21 protein-coding genes are annotated in these 23,657 nt (G+C 64.5%); 5 read left to right on the top strand and 16 right to left on the bottom strand.

The features are described 5' to 3' along the window. Window positions 1-78 precede the first annotated feature (78 nt). Window positions 79-1,479, top strand: a complete 1,401-nt coding sequence (locus VLA65_RS03780) for a glucose-6-phosphate dehydrogenase (RefSeq protein ID WP_332601856.1) — start codon at window positions 79-81, stop codon at window positions 1,477-1,479. Between the two features lie 93 nt (window positions 1,480-1,572). Here the strand turns inward: VLA65_RS03780 and VLA65_RS03785 are convergent, their stop codons facing one another. Both VLA65_RS03785 and VLA65_RS03790 read right to left on the bottom strand, forming a co-directional pair. After that, window positions 1,573-1,911, bottom strand: coding sequence for a P-II family nitrogen regulator (locus tag VLA65_RS03785; protein WP_028264639.1), 339 nt, complete (start codon window positions 1,909-1,911; stop codon window positions 1,573-1,575). Continuing rightward, entirely contained in the window at window positions 1,908-3,242 is a 1,335-nt protein-coding gene (locus VLA65_RS03790) for an ammonium transporter (RefSeq protein ID WP_059387668.1), read from the bottom strand. Before VLA65_RS03790 ends, VLA65_RS03785 begins: the two co-directional genes overlap by 4 nt. A 225-nt stretch (window positions 3,243-3,467) precedes the next feature. On the opposite strand from VLA65_RS03790, the gene VLA65_RS03795 reads away from it, so the two are divergent. Then, on the top strand, window positions 3,468-4,712 hold the full coding sequence (locus tag VLA65_RS03795; RefSeq protein ID WP_306960816.1) for an MFS transporter: 1,245 nt from the start codon (window positions 3,468-3,470) through the stop codon (window positions 4,710-4,712). Between the two features lie 67 nt (window positions 4,713-4,779). On the opposite strand, the gene ftsY is transcribed toward VLA65_RS03795, so the two are convergent. The 7 genes from ftsY to coaD all read right to left on the bottom strand — a co-directional run bounded on the left by ftsY (window position 4,780) and on the right by coaD (window position 12,869). Next, window positions 4,780-6,003: a signal recognition particle-docking protein FtsY gene (gene ftsY / locus VLA65_RS03800; protein ID WP_332601857.1), complete on the bottom strand. Its 1,224-nt coding sequence runs from the start codon at window positions 6,001-6,003 to the stop codon at window positions 4,780-4,782. A 20-nt stretch (window positions 6,004-6,023) separates the two neighbouring features. After that, entirely contained in the window at window positions 6,024-9,617 is a 3,594-nt protein-coding gene (gene smc / locus VLA65_RS03805) for a chromosome segregation protein SMC (protein ID WP_332601858.1), read from the bottom strand. A gap of 107 nt (window positions 9,618-9,724) precedes the next feature. Further along, window positions 9,725-10,711: a bifunctional DNA-formamidopyrimidine glycosylase/DNA-(apurinic or apyrimidinic site) lyase gene (gene mutM / locus VLA65_RS03810; RefSeq protein ID WP_332601859.1), complete on the bottom strand. Its 987-nt coding sequence runs from the start codon at window positions 10,709-10,711 to the stop codon at window positions 9,725-9,727. 8 nt (window positions 10,712-10,719) lie between these two features. Then, window positions 10,720-11,451, bottom strand: a complete 732-nt coding sequence (gene rnc, locus VLA65_RS03815) for a ribonuclease III (RefSeq protein ID WP_284988344.1) — start codon at window positions 11,449-11,451, stop codon at window positions 10,720-10,722. Between the two features lie 22 nt (window positions 11,452-11,473). Then, window positions 11,474-11,677, bottom strand: coding sequence for a 50S ribosomal protein L32 (gene rpmF / locus VLA65_RS03820; RefSeq protein ID WP_028264646.1), 204 nt, complete (start codon window positions 11,675-11,677; stop codon window positions 11,474-11,476). A gap of 32 nt (window positions 11,678-11,709) precedes the next feature. Then, complete coding sequence (locus VLA65_RS03825) at window positions 11,710-12,237, bottom strand: YceD family protein (protein WP_059387665.1); 528 nt, start codon at window positions 12,235-12,237, stop codon at window positions 11,710-11,712. A 146-nt stretch (window positions 12,238-12,383) separates the two neighbouring features. Next, a complete protein-coding gene (gene coaD / locus VLA65_RS03830) occupies window positions 12,384-12,869 on the bottom strand; it encodes a pantetheine-phosphate adenylyltransferase (RefSeq protein ID WP_059387664.1) in 486 nt (161 codons plus the stop codon). Between the two features lie 105 nt (window positions 12,870-12,974). On the opposite strand from coaD, the gene VLA65_RS03835 reads away from it, so the two are divergent. Together VLA65_RS03835 and VLA65_RS03840 are read left to right on the top strand one after the other, a co-directional pair. Then, window positions 12,975-14,204 (top strand): aminotransferase class I/II-fold pyridoxal phosphate-dependent enzyme, encoded by a 1,230-nt coding sequence (locus VLA65_RS03835; protein ID WP_059387663.1) that lies wholly within the window; start codon window positions 12,975-12,977, stop codon window positions 14,202-14,204. Between the two features lie 2 nt (window positions 14,205-14,206). Further along, complete coding sequence (locus VLA65_RS03840) at window positions 14,207-14,995, top strand: spermidine synthase (RefSeq protein ID WP_332601860.1); 789 nt, start codon at window positions 14,207-14,209, stop codon at window positions 14,993-14,995. A 20-nt stretch (window positions 14,996-15,015) separates the two neighbouring features. On the opposite strand, the gene rsmD is transcribed toward VLA65_RS03840, so the two are convergent. The 4 genes from rsmD to thiL are packed head-to-tail and all read right to left on the bottom strand — an operon-like array spanning window position 15,016 to window position 19,976. Then, entirely contained in the window at window positions 15,016-15,582 is a 567-nt protein-coding gene (rsmD, locus tag VLA65_RS03845; protein WP_306960825.1) for a 16S rRNA (guanine(966)-N(2))-methyltransferase RsmD, read from the bottom strand. Window positions 15,583-15,633: 51 nt separating this feature from the next. Further along, entirely contained in the window at window positions 15,634-17,913 is a 2,280-nt protein-coding gene (locus tag VLA65_RS03850; RefSeq protein ID WP_332601861.1) for an ATP-dependent DNA helicase RecG, read from the bottom strand. Continuing rightward, the gene (locus tag VLA65_RS03855) at window positions 17,903-18,940 is read right to left on the bottom strand and encodes a DAK2 domain-containing protein (protein WP_332602056.1); all 1,038 of its coding nucleotides are present in this window, start codon (window positions 18,938-18,940) and stop codon (window positions 17,903-17,905) included. The genes VLA65_RS03850 and VLA65_RS03855 overlap by 11 nt, the downstream gene beginning before the upstream one ends. 22 nt (window positions 18,941-18,962) lie before the next feature. Continuing rightward, window positions 18,963-19,976 (bottom strand): thiamine-phosphate kinase, encoded by a 1,014-nt coding sequence (thiL, locus tag VLA65_RS03860; RefSeq protein ID WP_332601862.1) that lies wholly within the window; start codon window positions 19,974-19,976, stop codon window positions 18,963-18,965. A gap of 96 nt (window positions 19,977-20,072) precedes the next feature. Here thiL and VLA65_RS03865 point away from each other — a divergent pair, with 96 nt between their 5' ends. After that, complete coding sequence (locus VLA65_RS03865) at window positions 20,073-20,588, top strand: DUF3515 family protein (RefSeq protein WP_284988349.1); 516 nt, start codon at window positions 20,073-20,075, stop codon at window positions 20,586-20,588. Between the two features lie 39 nt (window positions 20,589-20,627). Here VLA65_RS03865 and VLA65_RS03870 read toward each other — a convergent pair whose 3' ends face one another. Genes VLA65_RS03870 through VLA65_RS03880 form a run of 3 tightly spaced genes read right to left on the bottom strand, consistent with a single transcriptional unit; the run spans window position 20,628 to window position 23,655 of the window. Further along, window positions 20,628-21,827 (bottom strand): D-alanine--D-alanine ligase family protein, encoded by a 1,200-nt coding sequence (locus VLA65_RS03870; protein WP_306960832.1) that lies wholly within the window; start codon window positions 21,825-21,827, stop codon window positions 20,628-20,630. A gap of 2 nt (window positions 21,828-21,829) precedes the next feature. Beyond that, window positions 21,830-22,882 (bottom strand): NAD(P)H-dependent glycerol-3-phosphate dehydrogenase, encoded by a 1,053-nt coding sequence (locus tag VLA65_RS03875; protein ID WP_059387659.1) that lies wholly within the window; start codon window positions 22,880-22,882, stop codon window positions 21,830-21,832. Continuing rightward, entirely contained in the window at window positions 22,879-23,655 is a 777-nt protein-coding gene (locus VLA65_RS03880; RefSeq protein WP_332601863.1) for a lysophospholipid acyltransferase family protein, read from the bottom strand. The genes VLA65_RS03875 and VLA65_RS03880 overlap by 4 nt, the downstream gene beginning before the upstream one ends. Window positions 23,656-23,657 lie beyond the last annotated feature (2 nt).

The following is a 23,657-nucleotide window of genomic DNA, read 5'->3' on the forward strand; positions in this document are numbered from 1 at the left end:
CCAAACAAATCTGACTCAACTGAGGGACTCGACTATCTAGGGTACCAAGACGCGCCTGCAAGATGGCATGCTGGCACAGTGACCAGCAAAACAACAGTAAATACGTTGCTCATCCTAGGCGCCTCCGGAGATCTGACGGGCCGATTGCTGTTGCCGGGCCTCGCCAGGCTCGTGGCAAGCGGCCTCGCGGACGGCCTGAAGCTTGTCGGAGCGGGCTCCGACCCATGGACGCCCGAACAATGGACCAAACGCGTGGGCGACGCCTTCGAGGAGGCAGCCAAGGGTGCAAGTGCCGCAGGCAAGAAAGCAATCGCGGCACTGGAGAAAAGTACCGAATACCATCAAGTGGATGTCACCGCGGACGGCCAGCTCGCGACGCTCCTGGCCGGGCTTGAAGCACCAATCGCCGTCTATTTCGCTTTGCCTCCACACATCAGCCAGAAGGCCTGCGAGGTCCTCACCGCCCAGCAGCTCCCTCCCGGAACGAGCCTGGTGATGGAGAAACCCTTCGGATCCAGCTCCGAATCCGCCCGTGAACTCAACAAGACCCTCGCCGCTTTGGTCCCGGAAGACCACATCCACCGCGTGGACCACTTCCTTGGCAAGGCCACCGTCTTCAACATCCTGGGCCTGCGCTTCGCCAACAGGTTCCTGGAGCCGGTGTGGAACCGGGACCACATCGAAAAAGTGGAGATCATCTTCGACGAAGACCTCGCACTCGAAGGGCGTGCCCGCTACTACGACGGAGCCGGCGCCCTCAAGGACATGATCCAGAGCCATTTGCTCCACATCATGGCATTGCTTGCCATCGATGCCCCTTCCACCATCGGCGAGCGCGATCTCCGCGACGCCATTTCAACGGTGCTGCGTGCGAGCAGCATCACCGCGCCCTACAAGAAGTCCACCCGACGGGCGCGCTACACCGCCGGCCGGATCGGCGACCGGGACGTGCCGGACTATGTCGCCGAAGCGGGCGTGGACCCTGGCCGGGAAACGGAGACGCTCGCAGAAGTCGAAGTGGGAATCGATAACTGGCGCTGGAAAGGCGTCCCCTTCATCCTGCGCTCGGGAAAGGCTTTGGGTGCCGCGCGGAAAGAGGCGATCGTCACCTTCCGGCCCGTCCCGCACCTGCCGTCCGGATTCGAGGGTGTGGACTCCCCCAACCAGCTGCGCATCGGCTTCGGTCCTGACACCCTGCAGATCGACGTCGACGTCAACGGTCCCGGAAATATCTTTACTCTCGATCGAGTGACGCTCAACGCAGAACTGAATGCCTCCGATCTGCTGCCCTACGGAGAAGTGTTGGAAGGCGTTATTACCGGCGATCCGCTGCTCTCGGTCCGCGGCGACACCGCCGTCGACTGCTGGCGGATCATCGAGCCCGTGCTCAAGGCCTGGGCCAAGGATTCCGTGCCGCTCGAAAAGTACGACGCCGGCGGGCCGGGTCCCGTGGACTGGCCCACCGCCGTCGGGGACTAACCAGGCGGCCACGCTCCTGCGCTCCTCCGCAAGGGCACACGCAAGAGGGGCCGGGTACCTTTCCAGGTACCCGGCCCCTCGTTGCGTTGGGCCTTAGATGGCTGCTGCGCCCCGCTCGCCCGTGCGGACACGGACTGCTTCGTAGACGTCTACGGTCCAGACCTTGCCGTCACCGGCACGGCCGGTATTGGAGGAAGCAATCAGGACATCGAGGATGTCGTCTGCTTGCTCATCCGTGGCCAGGACCTCCACGCGGATCTTGGGAAGCAGATCCACGTTGTACTCGGCCCCGCGGTACACCTCGGTGTAACCACGCTGCCGGCCGTAGCCGCTGGCCGCGCTGACCGTCAGTCCCTGTACCCCGTATGCTTCGAGCCCCTCGCGGATGGCGTCGAGCTTCTCCGGGCGGACGATCGCCGTAATGAGTTTCATGCCTGGACACTCTCCTTGCCTGATACGGATGCTTCGTCAGCTGCTTCGGACGATACCTTGCCGGTGATGAGGTCGTGAAGGGGCTGGAAGCTTCCGCCGTGGCCGCCGACACCGAACTCGTATGCCGTCTCGGCGTGCAGGCTGAGGTCTGCACCGGCGATCTCCTGGCGTTCGGAGATCCGGAAGCCCATGAGCTTGTGGATCGGGTAGGCGATGATGAACGTCATCACGCCGGTGAAGACGATCGAGCAAAGCGCTGCGAGCGACTGTGCAACCAGCTGGGTGGTCCCCCCGCCGTAGAACAGGCCTGCGGGACCCTGGGTCGGGGTGGCGAGGAAGCCGATGGCCACGGTGCCGATGATGCCGGACACCAGGTGGACGCCGACGACGTCCAGGGAGTCGTCGTAGCCGAGCTTGAACTTCAGGCCGACAGCAAGGGCCGAGGCGACGCCGGCTGCAATACCGAGTGCGATGGCGCCGAGCGGGGAAACGTTGGCGCAAGCCGGGGTGATGGCAACCAGGCCGGCGACGACGCCCGATGCCGCACCAAGCGACGTGGGGTGGCCATCACGGATGCGCTCCACGACAAGCCAGCCGAGCATGGCCGCTGCCGGTGCGACGAGCGTGTTGATCCAGATCAGGCCAGCCTGCTGCACGTTTGCGGCGGCACCGGCGTTGAAGCCGAACCAGCCGAACCAGAGGATGGCTGCACCGAGCATGACCAGGGGCACGTTGTGCGGGCGGTGGTTCGGGTCCTTGCCGAAGCCCTTGCGGTTGCCGATGATCAGGACGAGGATGAGGCCGGCCACACCGGCGTTGATGTGCACCACGGTGCCACCGGCGAAGTCGATGACGGGAGCGAAAGTCTGGCCGAACCAGCCGGTTGCCGAGAAGAGGCCGCCGCCCCAGACCATGTAGGCCAGGGGTGCGTAGACGAGGGTGGCCCAGATCGGGGTAAACAGCGTCCAGGCCGAGAACTTGGCGCGGTCCGCGATGGCACCGGAGATGAGGGCGACGGTGATGATCGCAAAGGTTGCGGCGTATCCAACGTGGAGGAGGTCTGCCGGATCGGTGAAGTTGTGCAGACCGAAGTGGCTGAACGGATTCGCGAAGATCTGGAAGAAGTTGTCCGTGTTGCTTGTGGACATCGAGGCGCCCCACAGGACCCATACGAGGGTCACTGTGCCGATGGCGATGAAGCTCATCATCATCATGTTCAGGGCGGCCTTGGCACGGGTCATGCCGCCATAGAAGAATGCCAGGCCCGGGGTCATGAACAGCACGAAGGCTGATGCGACCAGGAGCCAAACGAGACCGGCGGTGAAGTCCATGTCTACGTCCTCTCTGCTTTTAGTTGCGGGCTGAGCCGCCTGTCCCAACGCATTTGCGTTCTACATAAGAGTTTTGCGGGGCAGTGTTTCACCTGCGAAGGTTTTAGATTGCGGGGCTGTTACAAGAACTTCTCGAACGTAAATGGTGCATATCACCCTTGTTACGGATATGTTTCGTCAGTTCCACTTTCCCCGCGCTCGTACTACCCAGAGGACCCCGACACCATGACTGCAAGCCCCGAATCCCCCGCCAATCAAGGAGCGAGGGCCGCGAAGGCTGCAATGCCACGGGACATCAAGGTGATGTTGGCGGCAGCGTTCCTGATTGCCTTGGGTTTCGGCCTCGTGGCGCCCGTACTCCCCCAGTTCGCCACGACGTTCGACGTCGGAGCAACGGCAGCCGCGGTGATCGTGAGCATTTTCGCGTTCATGCGCTTGGTGTTCGCTCCGGCCGGGGGTGCCCTGATGGGTCGGTTCGGCGAGCGTCCCGTGTACATCGCAGGGTTGCTGATTGTGGCTGCGTCGACGGCAGCCTGCGCCTTCGCCCAGAACTATTGGCAGCTGCTGGTCTTCCGGGGCCTTGGCGGAGCCGGTTCCGTGATGTTCACGGTTGCGGCGATGGGCCTCTTGATCAGGCTCGCCCCTCCGGAAAGCCGCGGACGGGTCTCCGGCGCGTACGCCTCCGCATTCCTGATCGGCAGCGTCCTGGGTCCCGTGGTTGGCGGGCTGCTGGCCGGCTTCGGCCTGCGCGTCCCCTTCCTCGCCTACGCGGCAGCCTTGGTCCTGGCGGCCTTGGTTGTTCGCACGCAGTTGACGGGACGTTCAGGGGGAGCGAAGCAAGGCGGCGCGGCGGGGCCGGCAATGCGCATGAAGGAGGCTTTGGGCGATTCTGCCTACCGGGCCGCCCTGTTCTCCAGTTTCAGCAATGGCTGGGCGACCTTCGGCGTGCGAATGGCCACTGTCCCCTTGTTCGCAGTGGTTGTGCTGGCCGGAGGCTCCGCCTCGGCGGGTTGGGCGCTGGCCGTGTTCGCGGGAGGAAACGCGCTGGCGCTGACCTTCTCCGGCCGCATGGCTGATAGTTTCGGCCGGAAGCCCATGATGCTGCTGGGCTTGATAGTCACCGGCCTGGCCACCGCGACCATCGGGTTGACCGGCAATCTTCCCGCGTTTTTCGCTGCGTCGGCTGCTGCCGGCTTCGGCTCCGGCTTGCTGAACCCGGCCCAGCAGGCCGCCGTCGGGGACATCATCGGCCGTGGCCGTTCCGGCGGCAAGGTGCTGGCGGTTTTCCAGATGGCCTCCGACGCCGGAGCTATTGTTGGCCCTGTCCTCGTCGGCCTCGTGGCTGATGGACTTGGCTACGGCTGGGCCTTCGGCGCAACCGGCGGCATCCTCCTGCTCGCCGCCGTCGGCTGGTCCGCGGCACGCGAGCCGATGCAGCGCGGCCAGGAAAGCGTCGACTCACCCAACTAGCTAGCAGTAGATGTCGTTAAGCGCCTTGAAAACGACAACAACTGCTAGCTAGTTGGGCTGGATGCGCCTAGTTGAGCAGGGCGTCGACGAAGGCTTCGGCCTCGAACGGCGCGAGGTCGTCCGGGCCTTCGCCCAGTCCAACAAGCTTCACCGGCACGCCGAGGGCCTTTTGGATCGCGACGACGATCCCGCCCTTCGCGGTACCGTCCAGCTTCGTAAGCACGATTCCCGTGATGTTGACTACCTCGGAGAAGACCTTGGCCTGGTTCAGGCCGTTCTGTCCGGTGGTCGCATCCAGTACGAGCAGGACTTCGTCCACTTCGGCCAGCTTCTCGATGACGCGCTTGACCTTGCTGAGCTCGTCCATGAGGCCAACCTTGTTTTGCAAGCGGCCGGCGGTGTCGATCATGACGACATCCACTTCCTGCTCAATGCCGGACTTGACGGCTTCATAGGCGACAGAGGCTGGGTCTGCGCCGACGACGTGCGACCTGACGGTTGCGACGCCGACACGCTGACCCCACGTAGCGAGCTGCTCGGCAGCCGCCGCACGGAAGGTGTCGGCGGCGCCCAGCAGGACGTCCTTGTCTTCGGCGACGAGAACGCGCGCCAGCTTGCCGACGGTGGTGGTCTTGCCCACCCCGTTGACGCCGACGACGATCATGATGGCCGGGTGGGCGCCCTTGCGTTCCACGTTCAGGCTGCGGTCCATCGTGGGATCCACGAGCTTGATGAGTTCCTCGCGCAGGAGGGCCTTGACATCCTCGGGGCTACGGGTGCCTTGGACCTTGACCCGCGCACGCAAGGCATCGACCAGCTGCATGGTGGGCTCGGTGCCGAGGTCGGCGAGCAGCAGTGTCTCTTCGACTTCGTCCCAGACGTTTTCGTCGATCTTGTCGCTCGAAAGCAGGGCCAGGAGACCCTTCCCGAGAATGCTGTTCGATTTGACCAACCGCGCGCGAAGCCGGTTGAGGCGGCCCTCGACAGGCGCAGGGGTCTCCACCTGGATAAGTTCCAGTCCCGCGGCGTCGTCCGGAACGTCGGTCTCCGGTACGGCGAGGTCGGCGGGTTCGACGACTGGCCCGGGCGCCGTGCGATCCGGCGCGATCCCGGGGGCGTCGTCGACGATCGTTCCGCCGCCTGCCGGCGCCTTGTCGGCGGGGTCGTTGGCGTCGCGCTTTCCAGCGTAAGTCGAGGAGGACTTCCGCGCCTTGAGCAGGACAGGAATCAGCCCTCCGACCACCACGATGGCAGCGACAATGGACAAAATAATGGGGAGGAGATCGTTCACTCCCCTAGCTTCTCACAAAGCTAGACCTCGGCACCGAGCCTTTGGCTGATGACGGTGGACACGCCGTCGCCCCGCATAGTCACTCCGTAGAGGGCGTCCGCGACTTCCATGGTCCGCTTCTGGTGCGTAATGACAATCAGCTGGCTGGACTCGCGCAGCTCTTCGAAAATCGTGATCAGCCTGCCCAGGTTCGTATCGTCCAACGCGGCTTCCACTTCGTCCATGACGTAGAACGGCGAAGGCCGCGCCTTGAAAATCGCCACGAGCAGCGCGACAGCCGTCAACGACCGTTCGCCACCGGAAAGCAAGGACAACCGCTTGATCTTCTTCCCGGCAGGCCGTGCCTCCACCTCGATGCCGGTGGTCAGCATGTCATCAGGGTCCGTTAGCACCAACTTGCCTTCACCGCCGGGGAAGAGCCGCGCAAAGACGTGGTCGAACTGTTTGGAGGTATCGGCGAAGGCCTCGGCAAAGACCTGCTGGACGCGGTTGTCCACCTCCTTGATGATATCCAAAAGGTCCTTGCGACTGGACTTGAGGTCTTCCAGCTGCGTGCTCAGGAATTGGTGGCGCTCTTCGAGTGCGGCGAATTCCTCAAGCGCCAGGGGGTTCACTTTGCCAAGGGCTGCGAGGTCCCTTTCGGCCTTGCGGAGCCGTTTCTCCTGCTCGGCGCGGACGAAGGGAACACCCTCGACGATGGCGTTCCCGTCCTCGTCCACCGGCGTGCGGAGTTCGGCCCACTTGTCCACGGCGGCGGCAGGCACGGGAACGGGCTGGTCCGGACCGAAGTCGGCCACGAGTTGTTCCGCCGACAGGCCAAGCTCCTCGATGGCGCGGGTTTCCAGCGCTTCGATCCTGAGCCGTTGCTGGGCTCGCGCGAGTTCGTCCCGGTGGACGGAGTCCGTCAGTCCCGCGAGCTCCTGGGCCAACTTCTCATTGCTGCTCCGGACATCAGCGAGTTCCTTTTCGCGCTGCTCCCGGACGGCCTCGGCGACGTCCCGGGCGCGGGCGGCCAGGTCCACTGACACGTCAACGAAACGCACGGTCTGTTCGACGGCGGAAGCAACGGCGGAAGCCCGCTCGGCTTGCGCTTTGCGACGCAAGGCCCGGCGGGCAGCTTCCTCCCGTGCCCGCCGTTCGCTCGCGGCGGCCCGCTCCAAGGAGGCGGCCCGGTTGCTGGTCGCGGCGAGCTGTTCTTCAGCGCTCCGCAGGCCCAGCCTGACCTCCATCTCACGGGACCGTGCTTCGCTGGCAGCCCTGGCCAAGGCATCGCGTTGCTCCGTGGACGGCTCTTCCTCCTGGGGGGCCTCTTCTGCTGCGGCCAACCGTTCCGCCGCAAGCTCAAGGGACTCCTCTGCCACGGCGATGTTCAGTTCGGCCTTGGCCAGGGACTCCGCCATTCGATCGCGCTCCGCGACGGCGCTGCGCAACTGGGAATTCAAGTGGCCAAGCCGTTCGGCGACGGCAGCCAGGCGGGCATCCGAATCGTGGAGTTTGTCGAGCGCCGCGTTCGCCCGTTCCTGGGCATCGGCCCGGCGTGCTTCGGCTCCAGCCAGGGCGAACTTTCCCCGCTCAAGACGGGTGGCGAGCTCCAGGAGCCGGGCATCGGCGTCGTCCACTGCGGCCTGGACTTCAAGGAGCGACGGCGCCGTGGACGATCCACCGTCCACCGTCAGTGCCCTGAAGACATCTCCTTCCCGGGTCACTGCGGTAAGCCCCGGGTTGCCGGCAATGAGGCTGGCCGCCGTTTCCAAGTCGTCGACGACGGCGGTGGACGCCAGGAGGGTCATGACGCCTCTCGCTTCGGGAGCGTCAGCCGCCACCAACTCGGCGGCCCAGCGCGCGCCGTCGGGCAGCATCGGCGACTCCGGCAGGCCAGCCTCGGGACCCGCAGAGGGCACAGCGCCTGCCACCAAAAGCGAGGCGCGTCCGGCGTCGGCGTCCTTCAAGAGCCGCATCGCGGCGACGGCCCCCGCGCCGTCCGCCACCACGACGGCGTCGGAAGCACTGCCAAGTGCTGCGGCCACGGCAGTCTCATACCCGGGCTCCACCCTCAGGAGGGAAGCGAGCGGGCCCAACACGCCGGGGTGGTCCGAGGACAGAAGCCGCGAGGAGCCATCCTTGCGGTTGAGTCCAAGCTGCAAGGCATCACGGCGGGCGGTGAGCGCATCGCGTTCGCGGACTTCATCGCGTTCGGCAGCCTTCAACGCCTCAATCTCGGCGTTGATCTCGTCAAGAAGGGCGCTGGCGTCTTCGTATTCGGCGTCGAGGCTTTCTTCGCCGTCTTCGACGCCGGCCACTTGCGACTCGAGGGCCGTAAATTCGCTTTGCGCGTGGCGACGACGTTCCTCACCGGCTGCCAGCGATTCCCTGAGCCTGCCCCGCTCAGCCTCAGCCGCCTCGGCCCGGGAGCGTGCGGCGGCCAATTGACCGACGAGCTTCGCGAGGCCTTCACGGCGATCGGCGGCTGCCCGCAACACGGCCGTCAGGCGTTTGTCTTCGGCGGCGGCCAGGTTCTCGGCGTCCTGTTTGGCTGCGGTTGCCTCAAGCAGGCCCGCTTGCTTCGCCAGGATGTCGTGCTCAAGCTCCAATTGTTCCTGCCGGACCCGGGCGGCCTGCCGGTCCAGATGGTCCGGATCGCGGCCTGAATCCGGGGCAGCGTCGGAGGCGCCGAGGAGGCGGCGACGCTCGGTCGCGAGCGATCCCAAGGCGCGGAGCCGGTCCCTGGTTGCGGACAGCTGGTACCAATCGTCCCTGGCCGCATTGAGCCGGGGTGTCGCCTCGGCCGCGAGCTGCTCGAGGCGGATCTGGCGTTGGCGGCCTGCGGCGAGCTCCGCTTCCACTACCTCGCGGCGCTCTTTCAACGCGGCCTCGTCGGCGACATCCTTCTCCAACGCCCGGGTGTGCCGGACGAGATCATCGGCCAGCAGCCGGGACTTGGCGTCGCGGACGTCGAACTGCACGGTCTGGGCGCGGCGGGCGACTTCGGCCTGCTTGCCCAGCGGCGTGAGTTGACGACGGATTTCCGCCGTGAGGTCACCAAGGCGTTGCAGGTTCGCCTGCATGGCTTCCAGCTTGCGGACGGTCTTTTCCTTGCGACGCCGATGCTTGAGGATACCTGCGGCTTCTTCAATGAATCCCCTGCGGTCCTCGGGGGTGGCGTGCAGGACGCGGTCCAACTGCCCCTGCCCCACGATCACATGCATCTCCCGGCCAAGGCCTGAATCCGAGAGCAATTCCTGGATGTCCAGGAGGCGGCAGGGCGATCCGTTGATGGCGTACTCGGATCCGCCGGTCCGGAAGAGCGTGCGGGAAATGGTGACTTCGCTGTACTCGATCGGCAGGGCGCCGTCTGCGTTGTCGATCGTCAGGGCAACGTGCGCGCGGCCCAGCGGAGGCCGCCCCGATGTGCCGGCGAAGATGACGTCTTCCATTTTGCCGCCGCGCAGGGTCTTGGCGCCCTGTTCGCCCATGACCCAGGCCAGCGCGTCAACCACATTGGACTTGCCCGAACCGTTGGGGCCAACAACGGCGGTGACGCCCGGCTCGAAGTCGAACGTCGTGGCCGACGCGAACGACTTGAATCCCCGGACAGTCAAACTTTTCAGATGCAAGGTGTTTCGGATCTCTTTCAATGTCGCCGGTGGCTGAATTCCCGTTCTCAATCTACTGCCCGACGGCGGAAATCCCCGGATTTGCGGGGCAAACCGGCGAATCCGCGCTACCAGCGGCCGTTGCGCGGCTTCGGCTGGCAGATCGGGCACGTGTACGAGGAGCGGTTCATGAATTGCTCGCGTTTGATCACACCCGGAAGTCCAAGGGCGGAACACCGCCTGCACGGCTCGCCCGCCCGTCCATAGGCATCCAAGGACCGGGCGAAGTATCCCGAAACTCCGTTGACATTGACGTAAAGCGAATCGAAGCTCGTCCCGCCGGCTGCGAGGGCGTCGCTCATGACTTCCTTCGCGGCATCGACGAGCCTCACGGCATCGGCCCGCTTGAGGGTGTCTGTCGGTTTGGCATAGTGCAGCTTGGCCCGCCAGAGCGATTCGTCGGCGTAGATGTTGCCTATCCCGGAGATGACTCCCTGATCCAACAGGGCACGCTTGAGCCCGGTCTTGCGGGCTTTGACCTTGCGGTAGAAGTCGTCAAAGGAAAAATGCGGGTCCAGCGGATCGCGGGCGATGTGCGAGGCTTCTTCAGCAATTTCCGGGAGGGGTGTCTCGCCCTGGCCGCCGGGACCGCCGTCGGAGGTCGGTACAAGCGAGGTGACAAACAGTCCGCCGAAGATCCGTTGGTCCACGAACCGCAACTGCTCCGGCATGCCATCCGACGTGCTGAGGCGGAAGCGGACTTTGAGGTGCTTCTCGTCCGGAACCCCCGGATCCTGCATGAGGAGCTGCCCGCTCATACCGAGGTGCGCCATCAGCGCGACGCCGGGGACCGCTTCGCCGGGGATCATTTTGCCGGACACAGCCCCGCCGGTGCCGCCGGGTTCCTCGGTCCGCAGGGGCATCCACAGGAACTTGCCGCGCCGGACGACATCCAAAACCGTGGAGTTCTCAAGGTTCCCGATGAAGTCTTCCGTGCCCAACGCGTGACGGCGGATGGAACGGGGATCGAGCACCTCCACGTCAGTGATGGTCCGGCCGCGCACCCAGCGTGCCAGGCCGCGGCGGACCACTTCGACTTCGGGCAGTTCCGGCATGTGAAGAATCAGGCGCTGTGCGCGGGATCAGCCGGAGAGTCGGCTTTGCCATTCAGCGCGACCTTGCTGTTAAGGGTGCGCCACGCATCTGCTGCGGCTTCCTGCTCGGCTTCCTTTTTGGAGTGGCCCGTGCCTTTGCCGTAGGCGGTGCCGCCGATCTGGAGCACTGCCTCAAAGCTGCGCGCGTGGTCCGGGCCGGAGCCTTCGACTGCATAGTAGATGGACCCGAGCTGACGGCTTGCGGCAAGCTCCTGCATGCTGGTCTTCCAGTCGGTGCCGGCGCCGAGTGCTGCGGCATCCTTGAGCAAGGGTCCAACGAGCCGCATCACGAGCTGCCGGGCGGTCTCAATGTCGTTGGAAAGATAGGTGGCCCCGATGAGCGCTTCCATGGTGTCCGCAAGAATTGAAGACTTGTTCTTACCGTCGGTGAGCCTTTCGCCCTGCCCGAGGTAGATGAATTCGCCGATTCCGAGGTCCCTGCCGATACCCGCCAGTGCGCGGGTGCTGACGACGGCGGAGCGTCGCTTCGCGAGTTCGCCCTCCGGAAGCGCCGGGTTGTCGCGGTAGAGCGAATCGGTCACGGAAAAGCCCAGGATGGAGTCGCCCAGGAATTCGAGGCGCTCATTGGTGGGAATCCCACCATTTTCATACGCGTATGAACGATGTGTCAGAGCAAGACGAAGCGTCTCGGCGTCAATGGAGACACCGAGACGCTTCAGAAGCTCTTCAGTTGAAGACATCCTTGTCAGCCTTGTGGCGGATTTAGACGTCTGCGACCTTGCGGCCCTTGTATTCAAGGAACAGCGCGGTCCCGGCAGAGTCGGTGACGACCTTTGCCTGGTGCGGCAGGCTGTAAACAACCTGGCCGTTTTCGATGGTCTTGACCAAGTTGGGGGCAGTTGCCTTCCACTGGGCACGGCGGGCGCGTGTATTTGCGCGAGACATTTTCCGCTTGGGAACAGCCACGGCTATCTCATTTCTCTTTTAGTCAACACTTACTAATCAGTTTGCCGGTCGGTCTTAGCCAGTTCAGCTAGGGCAGCCCAGCGAGGATCCAGGTCCTCGTGGTGGTGCCCCGGCTCGTCTTCCAGACGCACTCCGCAGATTGAGCAAAGGCCCTGGCAGTCTTCCCGGCACACCGGCTGGAACGGCAGCATGGTTACAACCGCGTCCCGCAACACCGGTTCAAGATCGATTAGATCGTGCTCGACTCGACGTTGCTCTTCATCGTCTTCTTCGTCCGAAAGCTCGACGCCTTCATAGAAGAAAAGTTCTTGCACATTGACCTCAAGGTCATACGCAAGGGGATCCAGGCATCGTCCGCATTCGCCCTTGACTTCAGCGAACACAGTTCCAGATACCAGAATTCCTTCGTGTACGGCCTCAAGCCTCAAGTCGAGCTCGATATCCGAGCCTTCCTGAACGCCAATGAGTGCCACGCCAAGGTCACTTGGCGCGGGTACATGTTCCGTGAGCGTCCGCATGCTTCCTGGACTACGTCCGAGGTCCTTGACGTCCAGCGTCAAGGGCGAACTTGCATCTCGCTTAATGAGAACTCCTGTAGAACATATGACCGACGTACCATCTTAGCCTGAACGCGCGAGCGGACTCAAACCGGGTCAATTACAACGCGTTCTGCCCGAGGTACCGATCCAGCTTACCCGTTGCGGGGCTACTCCGCTGCCGACCCGCCAGCAAGGAGCCTCCTGAGCACCGATTTAGGCACGAAATCGGAGACATCCCCGCCCAGGAGGGAGATTTCCTTGATGAGCGTGGACGACAAATGCAGGTAATGGGCCTCAGCCGGAAGAAAGACGGTCTCGACGCCGGACAACTGGCGGTTCATGGTGGCCATGGGAAGTTCGTAGTCAAAATCCGAGGACGAACGCAAGCCCTTCACGATCGCCGAAATTCCCCGGTGCCTGCAGTATTCGGCGAGCAGTCCCTCACCCATGGGCTCCACGATGATCCCCCGCAAGGAAGCCAGGGTCTCCCGGGCCATGTCCATGCGCTCTTCCAAGCTGAAGCGGTACTTCTTCGCGTAGTTGGTGGACACCGCGACGACGACTTCATCGAACAAGCCGGCGGCCCTTGCGATGACTTCCAAATGTCCGTTGTGGATAGGGTCGAAGGAGCCAGGGCACACAGCGCGTCTCATGGTTCGAACCTACCCCATCCGGGGCCGCAGGCACTATGGCGATACCATGGCTGAAACGGCGGGCCGGACGAGCCGGAAGCCAGCACCCAGGAAGGCAACCCCACAGTGACGAGCCCGGCCTCTCTCAGCCAGAACACGTCCGCCGCGCCATGGCAGCGAGCCGCCAGCGGAGCCAACCTGCTTTCGGCCGACGGCAGCCTAGGAGTGACCATCTTCGAAGAAATGACCACCCTGGCGATGTCCACCGGCGCCATCAACCTGGGCCAGGGATTCCCGGACGAGGACGGGCCGGCGGAAATCAAGGCAGCAGCCCAGGCGGCCATTACGGCGGGAGCCAACCAGTACGCTCCCGGCAAGGGCATCCCTGAACTTCGCGAGGCCATCGCCGCACACCAGGAACGCTTCTACGGACTGACCCCGGACCCGCAGACGGAAGTCGTTGTGACCACCGGAGCCACCGAGGCCATCGCCGCCGCATTGCTCGCATTCATCGAGCCCGGCGACGAGGTCCTGACTTTCGAGCCCTTCTATGACTCTTATGGCGCCATCATCGGACTTGCCGGGGCCAAGCATGTGACCGCTCCCTTGCTGGCACCGGACTTCCTTCCGGACGTGGATGCCATGGAATCGGCATTCAGCGAGCGCACCAAGGTTGTGCTGCTCAACAACCCGCACAATCCCACGGGGGCGGTCTTCCCGCGCGAGGTGCTGGTACGCGTCGTCGAACTCGCCCGGAAATACGATGCCGTGATCCTCAGCGATGAAGTCTACGAGCACCTCACCTTCGGTGTGCAGCACCTTCCGGTCGCCGGTATCCCCGGAGCGGCCGAACGAAGCGTCACGATTTCCTCGGCCGGCAAGACGTTCTCGTTCACCGGCTGGAAGATCGGCTGGCTCAGCGGACCCGCCCACCTTGTGGCGGCGATCCGCACCGTCAAACAATTCCTCAGCTACAGTTCCGGCACCCCCTTCCAAAGTGCGATCGCAGTGGGCCTTGCCCTTCCCGATGAGTTCTATAGCGGTATCGCGTCCACCCTCCAGCACAAGCGGGACATCCTGGCCGAGGGACTGCGGGCCGCCGGCTTCGGCGTCTACACGCCGCAGGGAACATACTTCATCAATGTGGACACCGCGCCCCTCGGCATCAGGGACTCCGTGGACTTGGCACGAAAGCTTCCCGAGCTCGTAGGAGTGGCCGCCATCCCTGTACCCGTGTTTTGCCACCCGGAAGGCGCGGAGAGGACGCGCAGCCTGCTCCGGTTCGCGTTCTGCAAGAAGACCGAAGTATTGGAAGAAGCGGCCGCCCGGCTGGCCACCCTGCGGAACAAGCTCTGACCGTGTCAACGGAGCAAAATCACGAGGGGCATCGATTCCTGCGGGCCACCGGCCAGCATGCCGCAATCGAAGCCGACACGCTGATCGACGGCGCCTACATCCTGCGCATCGGCGACGCCGAGCAATCCCATGTCAACCTCGCGGAACCCGCGGAAATCTTCTACGAATACCTGCGCAGGATCGGCCATGTGGTGGATCTGGCCGCGCCGGCCGGACAAGCAATCACTGCACTTCATCTCGGCGCTGGGGCCTTGACCCTGGCCCGCTATATCCAGGCGACGAGGCCAGGTTCGGAACAACACGCCGTCGAACTCGAACGTGAATTGCTCGACTTCGTGCTGCAGAAGTTGCCCATGCCTGACGGCACCCTTTTGGAGACCCATATCGGCGACGCGCGCGAAACACTCGCCGAACTGCCCGCGGAACTCGAGTTCGACGTCGTGATCCTGGACATCTTCTCCGGTCCCGAGGCTCCGGCGCATATCGCCTGCCAGGAATTCTATGAAGAGGCCGCGGCGCGGCTCCGGCCCGATGGAGTGCTCATCGTCAACGTCGGCGACGAAGCAGCCCTGACCCTGGTACGCAGCCAGGTCGCCGCGATGCGCCGGGCGGTGCCGGACGTTGCCGCGTTCGCTGAGGCTGGCATGTTCGCCGGCCGCTATCCCGGCAACATCATCCTGGTGGGAACGCGCCGGCCGTGGCCGGCTGGCTGGACAGCGGAACTCCTGGCCCGGGGGCCGCACCCGGCGGCCGTACTGAGCGGAGTGGAACTGGACCGGTTGTCGGGCTAGCGCCGGCTTTCGGGCTAGCGCTAGACGGGCTCGGCGAACCAGAGCTTGGTTTCGCCGTACTTTTTGTCGGCAAACCGTTCCAGGGTGTCCGGCCAGTCCGGTTCCGGGGACCGTGAGGAACGCTCGACGACGACCACCGCGCCTTCATCGAGGTGGAAGGCAAGCTTGGTGAGGACAGCCTTGAGGGAAGGCTCATCCAAAGGGTACGGCGGATCCAGGAACACCAGGTCCCAGAGGACGTCATCCGCCGCGCGCTCCAGGAAGGACTCCACTTTGGAACGTAGGACCGAGACAGTCCTTCGCCCCAGCCCTTGGTTGGCCATGTCTGCATTTCGCTGGCAGACCTCGGAGGCGCGTGCATCAAATTCCACGAGTTCGGCAGAGCGCGCGCCCCGGCTTGCACTTTCGATGCCGAGAGACCCCGAACCCGCGTAAAGATCCAGAACCCGGGCGTCGTCGATGGCGTCGAGCGCCTCGAGCCGGGAGAACAACGCTTCCTTGACGCGGTCCGTCGTGGGCCGGGTGGCGTTTCCGGGGACGCTGACCAGCGGGTTTCCGCCGACCACGCCGGCAATGATCCGGCTCACCGGCCACCTCCCGGTCCGGCGCACCCAGATGTGCCTTCAGGCGTAGATTCCTTAGCCGCGTTCAAGGAACGCCTCCTTTTCGGGGTTCAGATACTCGTCAATTGCGGCGGCCAAGGCCTGTTCGCCCTCCAGTCCGGGATCGTTGGCAACGAGCCACTGGGCATCGGTGCGGGCGCGGGCGATCACGTCCTCATGCTCCAGGACCCGCAACAACTTCAGGGTGGAGCGCCCGCCGGATTGCGAAGCGCCCAGGATATCGCCTTCCCGGCGCAGCTTGAGGTCTTCCTGGGAAAGCTCGAAGCCGTCGGTAGTGGAAGCAACGGCATCCAGGCGCCTGCGGCTTGGGTGGCCGGGTTCGAGCGTCGTGACCAGCAGGCAAGTCCCCGGAAGACCACCGCGGCCCACCCTCCCACGCAACTGGTGGAGTTGCGAAATGCCGAATCGGTCGGCGTCGAGGATCACCATCAGGGTGGCGTTATGGACGTCCACGCCCACCTCAATGACCGTGGTGGACACCAATAGCTGGGTCTGGTTGGCGGTGAACGAGGCCATGGTTTCGGACTTGAGTGCCGGATCCTGCCGTCCGTGGAGGGGCTCCACCCGGACGCCGCGCAGGGCGGGCTCCTGGCTGAGCGTTTCAACGACGGCGGTCACCGAGGCGAGCTCGCGCGCGGGGCCTTCCTCCGAAAGTTCGGCGTCGCTGGGTTCCGCTTCACCCGGGCTGAAGTCGCCGTCGTCGTCGTCTCCGATCTTGGGACACACGACGTACACCTGGTGGCCGGCGTCGATCTCTTCCCGCGAGCGTTTCCAGATCCTGACCGCCCAGCCCGGGTTTTCGGCGAGCCCGACGACATGGGTGGAGATGGGCGCCCGGCCCGCAGGAAGTTCGTCCAGCACGGAGGTTTCGAGGTCGCCGAAGACGGTCATGGCAACAGTGCGCGGAATCGGGGTAGCCGTCATCACCAGCAGGTGGGGTGGCCGGTTGGCCTTGGCCCGCAGGGCGTCGCGCTGCTCCACGCCAAAGCGGTGCTGCTCGTCCACCACGATCAGGCCGAGATCCTGGAACGAGGTTTTGTCACTCAGGAGCGCATGGGTGCCGATCACAATGCCGGCGTTGCCCGAGGCCGCGTCCAGCATGGCTTGCTTGCGGGCAGCAGTCGGCATCGAGCCCGTCAGCAAGGCGACCTGGACCGTACCGGGTCCACTCCCGGGCTCGCTGTCCAACAATCCGGCCCCGCCCAGCATCCCGGCACCTCCGAACAAACCGTCGCGGGACAGCGTGCCCAGGGTCTTCCGGATGGAATCAAAGTGCTGTGCCGCGAGGACCTCCGTCGGGGCAAGCAGCGCCGCCTGCCCGCCTGCATCCACCACTTGCAGCATGGCCCGCAAGGCGACGATCGTCTTTCCGGAACCAACTTCGCCCTGCAACAAGCGGTTCATGGGCGAGTCCTGTGCCAGCTCGTGGGAAAGCGTCTTTCCGACGGCGGCCTGGCCGGCAGTCAACGTGAACGGAAGCTGCCTGTCGAAGGCAGCGAGGAGCCCTTCGGGCACCGGCCGACGAGCGGTGGCCTCCTCTGCGGCCAACTGGGCCCGCCGCCGTGCCAGCGCAGTCTGCAGAACCAGTGCCTCCTGGTAGCGGAACCGGTCACGGGCGCACTGCCAGTCAGCCGCCGTTTCCGGAGAATGGATCAGCCGGTACGCGTCCCCCACCCCCAGGAATTTCTCCCGGAACGCGATTTCGGCAGGCAGCGGATCCTCGATGCTGTCCACATCGATGGTGTCCAGCAGCGTGGTGATGACCTTGTGGATGGACCAACTGGTGAGCTTCGCCGTGGCCGGATACACGGGAATGGGCATGGCTGCAAGCTTTTCCGGATCGACGGAACCGGACAGCTCCGGATCCTCGTCGAGCAGCATGAAGTCCGGATTGGTCATGCCCAGCGATCCGCCGTAGCGGCTGACCTTGCCGGAGAACATCACCCTGCGGCCCGGTTGAAGCTCATTGCGGGCGCGGAAGCCGTTGAAGAAACTGATCTTCAAGGTTCCGGGAATCTGCTCACCGCTGGCCTCGTCCGTCACCACGACGTCCGTCAACGATCCGCGCCTTGCCCGCATTTGGCGGGTTGAATTGGACAGCACCCTGGCAATGAGGGTGGCCTCTTCATCCAACGGCAGTTTACTGATGGGCGTCAGCTCCCCGCGGCTCAGGTAACGACGGGGAAAGTAGTTCAGGAGCTCCCCTGCAGTGTCCAAGCCAAGGTGCTTCTCGATGACGGACGCGGAGCGTTTGCCGATCCTCCGCTCGAGGGGAAGGTGAAGCTCAGTATTCATGCCCGTGCAGGCCTGCCGGAAGGCCTGGGTCGCGCGGCATGGAGAGCTGGCTGACGGAGATATCGGTGGGCTCGCCGAGCGAGCGGATGACTGCCACGGCGGATTCAGCTTCCGGAACGTGGACGTGGACGCGCCACCGGTAGCTGGCTTCTGCGGCGTCCTCGTCGTCATCGTCGTCGTCCCCGCCATCATTCGGTCCCGATGGGCCGCTCGCGCTGCCCACTTGGCTCATGATGACGGAGTCGCCAAGTTCGTCCAGCCGCTGACGGAGCGTGGCAGCGTCCAACGGTGAAAGGCTGATGGTGCACATGACCTCGACGCCGTCGTCGTCGGGCATTCCCGCATGGATGTGCGGATCCTGCAGGTCATAGCCGTGCAGCCCGTCCAGGAGCTCATCCTGGAGTTCTTCCCCAAGCACAGCCGAACGCAGGCAGTCCAGGATCAAGAGCATGCCCACCCCACCCGCATCCACTACCTGCGCGGCGTGTAGCGGCGCGAGTTGGTCCTCGGTTTGCACCACAGCATCCAGCGCGGCATTGACGGCGGCGTCCAGGGCAAGGCCCAGCGCCTGGTTGCTGTCGTCGCCGTTGTGGGCACTATCGCATTCGCCTGCCGCCCTGGCGGCAGCTTCGAGAACGGAGAGCATGGTGCCCGGAACCGGCTCGCTCAAGGCCGACCATGCCCTGATCTGGGCCCGGTTCAGGGCTGCGGCAAGCAGGGGCGCACTGAGGCGGGTGTGCCCGACCAGCGGCTCGGCCATTGCGCACAAAAAGACAGCAAAGAGTGTTCCGGAGTTCCCCCGGGCCTGCTCCATCGCCACCCGTCCGGCCGCGGCCAGAACGGCGCCGACGTCGTTCACCGGTTCGTCGGCGATGGAACGATCTGCGAATGATGCCGCGGCGGAGCGGACAGTGAGGTAGAGGTTCGTGCCGGTGTCGCCGTCGGCCACCGGGAAGATATTGATGGCGTTGAGGCGGTCGCTGTGGTTCCCGAGCGTCGTCTCCGCTTTGCCCAGCCACCGCTTCATGGCGTGCGTATTGGCGGCAATCTTAGTCTGCAAAGTGATCCCATCCCACGGTGTCAGCGGGCATTCCCGCTATCCGGACGCCGCTGTGCTGTCCTTCGGCAACGGCCTGGATCGAGCCTATCGCAGTGAAGCCGGAAGGTAGCTGAACATCTGCTGGAAATGTCACCAGCAGGCCGTGGTCCTCTCCCCCGCCCAGGATCCAGTCCATGGGATCGCGGCCAAGGGGAGCCGAGGCAGCTTCCAAGGGTGCGGCGAGTGCCTTGAGCGCGATGGGATCGAGGTCGAGCGCGACGCCGCTGGCTTCGGCAAGGCGGAAGCCGTCGCGCAAGAGCCCGTCGGAGACGTCCATCATGGCCGTCGCTCCTGCCTTGGCAGCCTGCGGGCCTGCGGCGAGGGGCGGCTGCGGCCGGCACTGGCTGTCCATGAGTGCGCGCTCGGCGGCGTCCAGCTTGCCTACGGGTATGGTGCTTTCGAGCAGGGCCAGGCCGGCTGCGGCACGTCCAACAGTTCCGGCAAGGGCCAGGATGTCTCCCGGCCGGGCCCCGGACCGCAAGACAGCAGGGAGTCCGTGCATTGTCCCGACGACGGCGACGGTCACCGCGATTTCGCGGCCGCGGCCCAAGTCTCCCCCGGCAACCGAACAATCGGCAGCCCCCAAGCCGACGATGCCGGCCGTGAGGCCATCCGCGAAGTCCACGACCCACTGCACCGGGGTGCCGGGCGGCATGGTCAAGCTGACGACGAGGGAGACGGCGGTACCACCCATTGCGTTGATGTCGCTGAGATTCTGGGCTGCCGATTTCCAGCCGACGTCATAGCCTGTAGTCCGGTATCCGTTGTTCCATTCCAGGCGGAAGTCCTGGTCCTGGGTCTGGGTGTCGATGGAAATGAGGGTCCGGCCATCCGGGGCGGCGACGACTGCGGCGTCATCCCCCGGCCCGAGCAGCACGCTGTTGCTGTGGTTCAGGCGCGGAAAGATGCGCGCGAGGAGCTCGCCTTCGGAGAGCTCACCGACAGTCTGTTGTTCTTTGGACACAGCTCTACGCTATCGCGAACCGCCGACAACAAAGAGCTGTCCGTGGCGCCCGCTTCCCCGATCCTCGGCTCGCCGCAGCCGCGATAGGCTTGATCAATGCATCAAACGAAAGCCGCTGTGTACGTCCGCGCCCTCTGTTCCTTGACAGCCGCGGCGGCTTCGGTTCTTGCCCTTGCAGCCTGCTCCCCCGTGGTCGACGTGAAGCCCGCGGCCGATGCCGCGAATGCTGCCTGCGCGCCCATGATGGTTTCGCTCCCGGACACCATCGGCGACGCCGCCCTGCGGAAGACCAATAGCCAGGCCACGGCGGCATGGGGCGACCCGTCGGTGTTGATTCTGCGTTGCGGCGTCAACGTCCCCGGCCCCACCACCGACCGCTGCGTCACCGTCAACGACGTCGACTGGGTCATCAAGGAAGGCGACCCGGTATGGACCCTGACCACGTACGGGCGCGAGCCCGCCACGGAAATCCTCATGGACCCGAACAAGATCAGCTCCGCCACGGTCCTTGCCGATCTGGCGCCTGCGGCGGCGAAAATCAAGGCCGTGCGCAAATGCGTCGGCCAGCCTGAGCTGCTGCAGAACCTGCCCACGAGCACCCCCGGCAAGTAGCAGGCTCAGCCCAGGTCGGTCGTCGGCGCCGGCCGGCTATCAGCGCAGGCCGGTTTTGCGGTTGAGCGCCAGGTAGATGAGTTCGTCGATCAACTCGGCATAGCCCAACCCGGAAGCCGCCCACATTTGCGGATACATGCTCTTCGGGGTGAATCCGGGCATCGTGTTGATCTCGTTGATGATAAGTTCGCCGTCCGGAGTGTAGAAAAAGTCCACGCGGCTGAGGCCTTCGGCACCGACCGCATCGAACGCGGCCGCCGCGAGCTCGCGGACGCGCGCAATAGCCTCGTCGGGAATGTCGGCCGGGCAGCTAAGGGCTGCTGCGCCGTCCTCCACATATTTGGCGTTGAAGTCGTAGAACTCGTGTTCTCCTGGAGCGACGGCGATTTCCCCCGGCATGGAGGTTCGCGGGGCCGCAGTGCCACGTCCTTCAAGGACTGCGCACTCGATTTCGCGGCCAACAATCCCGGCCTCGATCACCAGCTTGAGGTCGTGCCGCCGTGCTTCTTCGATGGCGGCATCCAAATCATCCATCGAATCAACCTTGGAAATTCCCATCGAGGAACCGGCGCGGGCGGGCTTCACGAAGACGGGAAAGCCGAGACGGTCCACGCGCTTGCGCACGGCTTCGGCGTCGTTGATCCATTCGCGGTCAGTGACGGCGACATACGGTCCCACGGTAAGCCCGGCGGCCTCGAAAACGACCTTCATGTAGTGCTTGTCCATGCCAACGGCGGATGCGAGGACTCCCGCTCCAACGTAGCGGGTGTCCGAGAGCTCCAAGAGGCCCTGGATGGTGCCGTCTTCGCCCCACGGGCCGTGCAGGAGCGGAAAGACGACGTCCACGGAGCCCAGTTCCTCGGGCACCGCATTTGGCGCCGTGACGATCAATTGGTGGGCTCCGCCCACCTCGGCGAGGGTTACGGTCTTGCCGGAAGGCAGCACTTCAGGCAAGGCCGAGGCGCTCAGCGACCACTGGCTGATGTCAGCCGAGGGAATCACCCACTGGCCTGACTTGGCTATCCCGATGGGGACGACGTCGTACTTGCTCTTGTCGATGGCGCCCATGACGCCGGCCGCCGTCACGCAGCTGACCGCGTGCTCGCTGGATCGGCCACCAAAGAGCACGGCGACGCGGGGCCGCCGATGTTTGGCCGGCTTCGCGGACCCGGCAGTTCCGGCAGAAGCGGTTGTTCCGGCGGACTCAGCGGTTCCGGCAGACAGGGATTCTTCGGTCACGGTCAGTAATCGCCTTCGGACTTCAGGGAGCGGGCCAGGAGTCTGGGCCCAAGTTCATCAACGGACAGTTTGCCTTCGAGGACGGCCACAACGGCCGCGGTGATCGGCATGTCGACACCGAGTTTCCCGGCTAGTTCGTAGACAGCGTACCCGGATTTGATGCCTTCCGCCGTCTGAGTCATGTGCTCGGTGACCTGTTCAAGGGTCAAACCTTCGCCGAGCAACCGCCCGGCCGTGTGGTTTCGGGACAAGGGCGAAGAACAGGTAGCCACGAGGTCTCCCAGTCCGGCAAGTCCGGCCATCGTGCGCGCTTCGCCGCCCAGGGCAAGAGCCAGCCTCGATGTCTCCGCGAGGCCGCGAGTGATCACGGACGCCTTGGTATTGTCGCCCATTTGCTTGCCTTCGCAGATACCGACGGCAAGGGCAATGACGTTTTTCACGATTCCCCCGATTTCGACGCCGACCACGTCGTTGCTCGTGTAGGGGCGGAAGTACGGCGCGGTGCAGTAGAGCGCGAACGATGCAGCCGTGGCTTCGTCGCTGCAGGCCACCACAGAGGCTGTCGGTTCCTGGCGGGCGATCTCCATTGCCAGGTTGGGTCCCGAAACAACGGCCACGCGTTCCTGCGGAATGTCGAGTTCCTCGGAAATGACTTCGCTCATGCGGGAATCCGTACCGAGTTCAAGGCCCTTCATGAGGGAAACGACCACGGCGCCGGGTGCCACGAGCGGTTTCCATTTGCGCAGTTGAAGCCGAAGCGACTGCGCCGGCACGGCGAGGATCACGATTCCGGCGCCCGCAAGGACCCCGGCCACATCCGTTGAAGCCGTGATGGAGTCTGGCAGTGCAATGTCCTTCAGGTACTGCGTGTTGCGGTGCTCCGCGTTGATCTGGTCGACCACTTCGTCCCGCCGGCCCCAAATGCGGATACTGCGCTCCGCACCGCTCGCAAGTGCAGCATCAGCCAAGACCTTCGCGAACGTCGTACCCCAGGATCCCGCGCCAAGCACGGCCACAACGCCTCTGTCGGCGATGAATTCTTCCCCGGAAGTCACTTCGGTCCGTCCGTACCATTGGTGCCCGAGGTTCCTTCAGTCGCTTGGAAGCGGCCGTGCTTCGACTGGTTGTGGGCAGCAGGGTCCCAGCGTTCCTTCGGCGGTTGTTCCCCGCGCAAGGTAGCAAGAAGCTCCGTGATGGCAACCATGATGATGTCCGTAGCCTCAACCAGGGTGGCCCGGTCCAGCGGCCGGCCCTGGAAAGCGCTGAGGTCCACGGGATCGCCTACCAGGATGCGGGATGTCTTCCGCGGGAACACGTGCAGGCGTTTGGCGTAACGGGGAAACACCTCATGGGCACCCCAATGGGCAATGGGAACCACAGGGGCACCCGTCTGGATTGCCAGGCGGGCAGCTCCCGTGTGGCCCTTCATCGGCCACAAATCCGGATCGCGCGTCAGGGTACCCTCCGGATAGATGATGATGGCGCCGCCGGCATCCACCACTTCCTGGGCGGCTTGCAACGAGCGGTTCGCCCCCGTCGTCGAGCGCTCCACGGGAATCTGGTTCGTGGCGCGCAACAGGCTGCCGAGGACCGGCGCCTTGAAGAGGCCCGCCTTAGCGAGGAAATGCGGCGGACGCTTCATGTTGTAGAGCATGTGCCCCACGACGATGGGGTCGATCTCGGTGCAGTGGTTCGGGGCGGCGATGAAGCCACCCGCGGGAAGCTTGTCGGTCCCCTCCCACTTCTTTGCCATGAGGACGTTCATGAGCGGTCGTGCAAGTCCCGCAAGAACAGCGAACATGGCACGGCTCTGGGCCGATTCCTTCAAGG

It is taken from the genome of Arthrobacter sp. S2(2024), assembly GCF_036662515.1.
GTDB lineage: Bacteria > Actinomycetota > Actinomycetes > Actinomycetales > Micrococcaceae > Arthrobacter.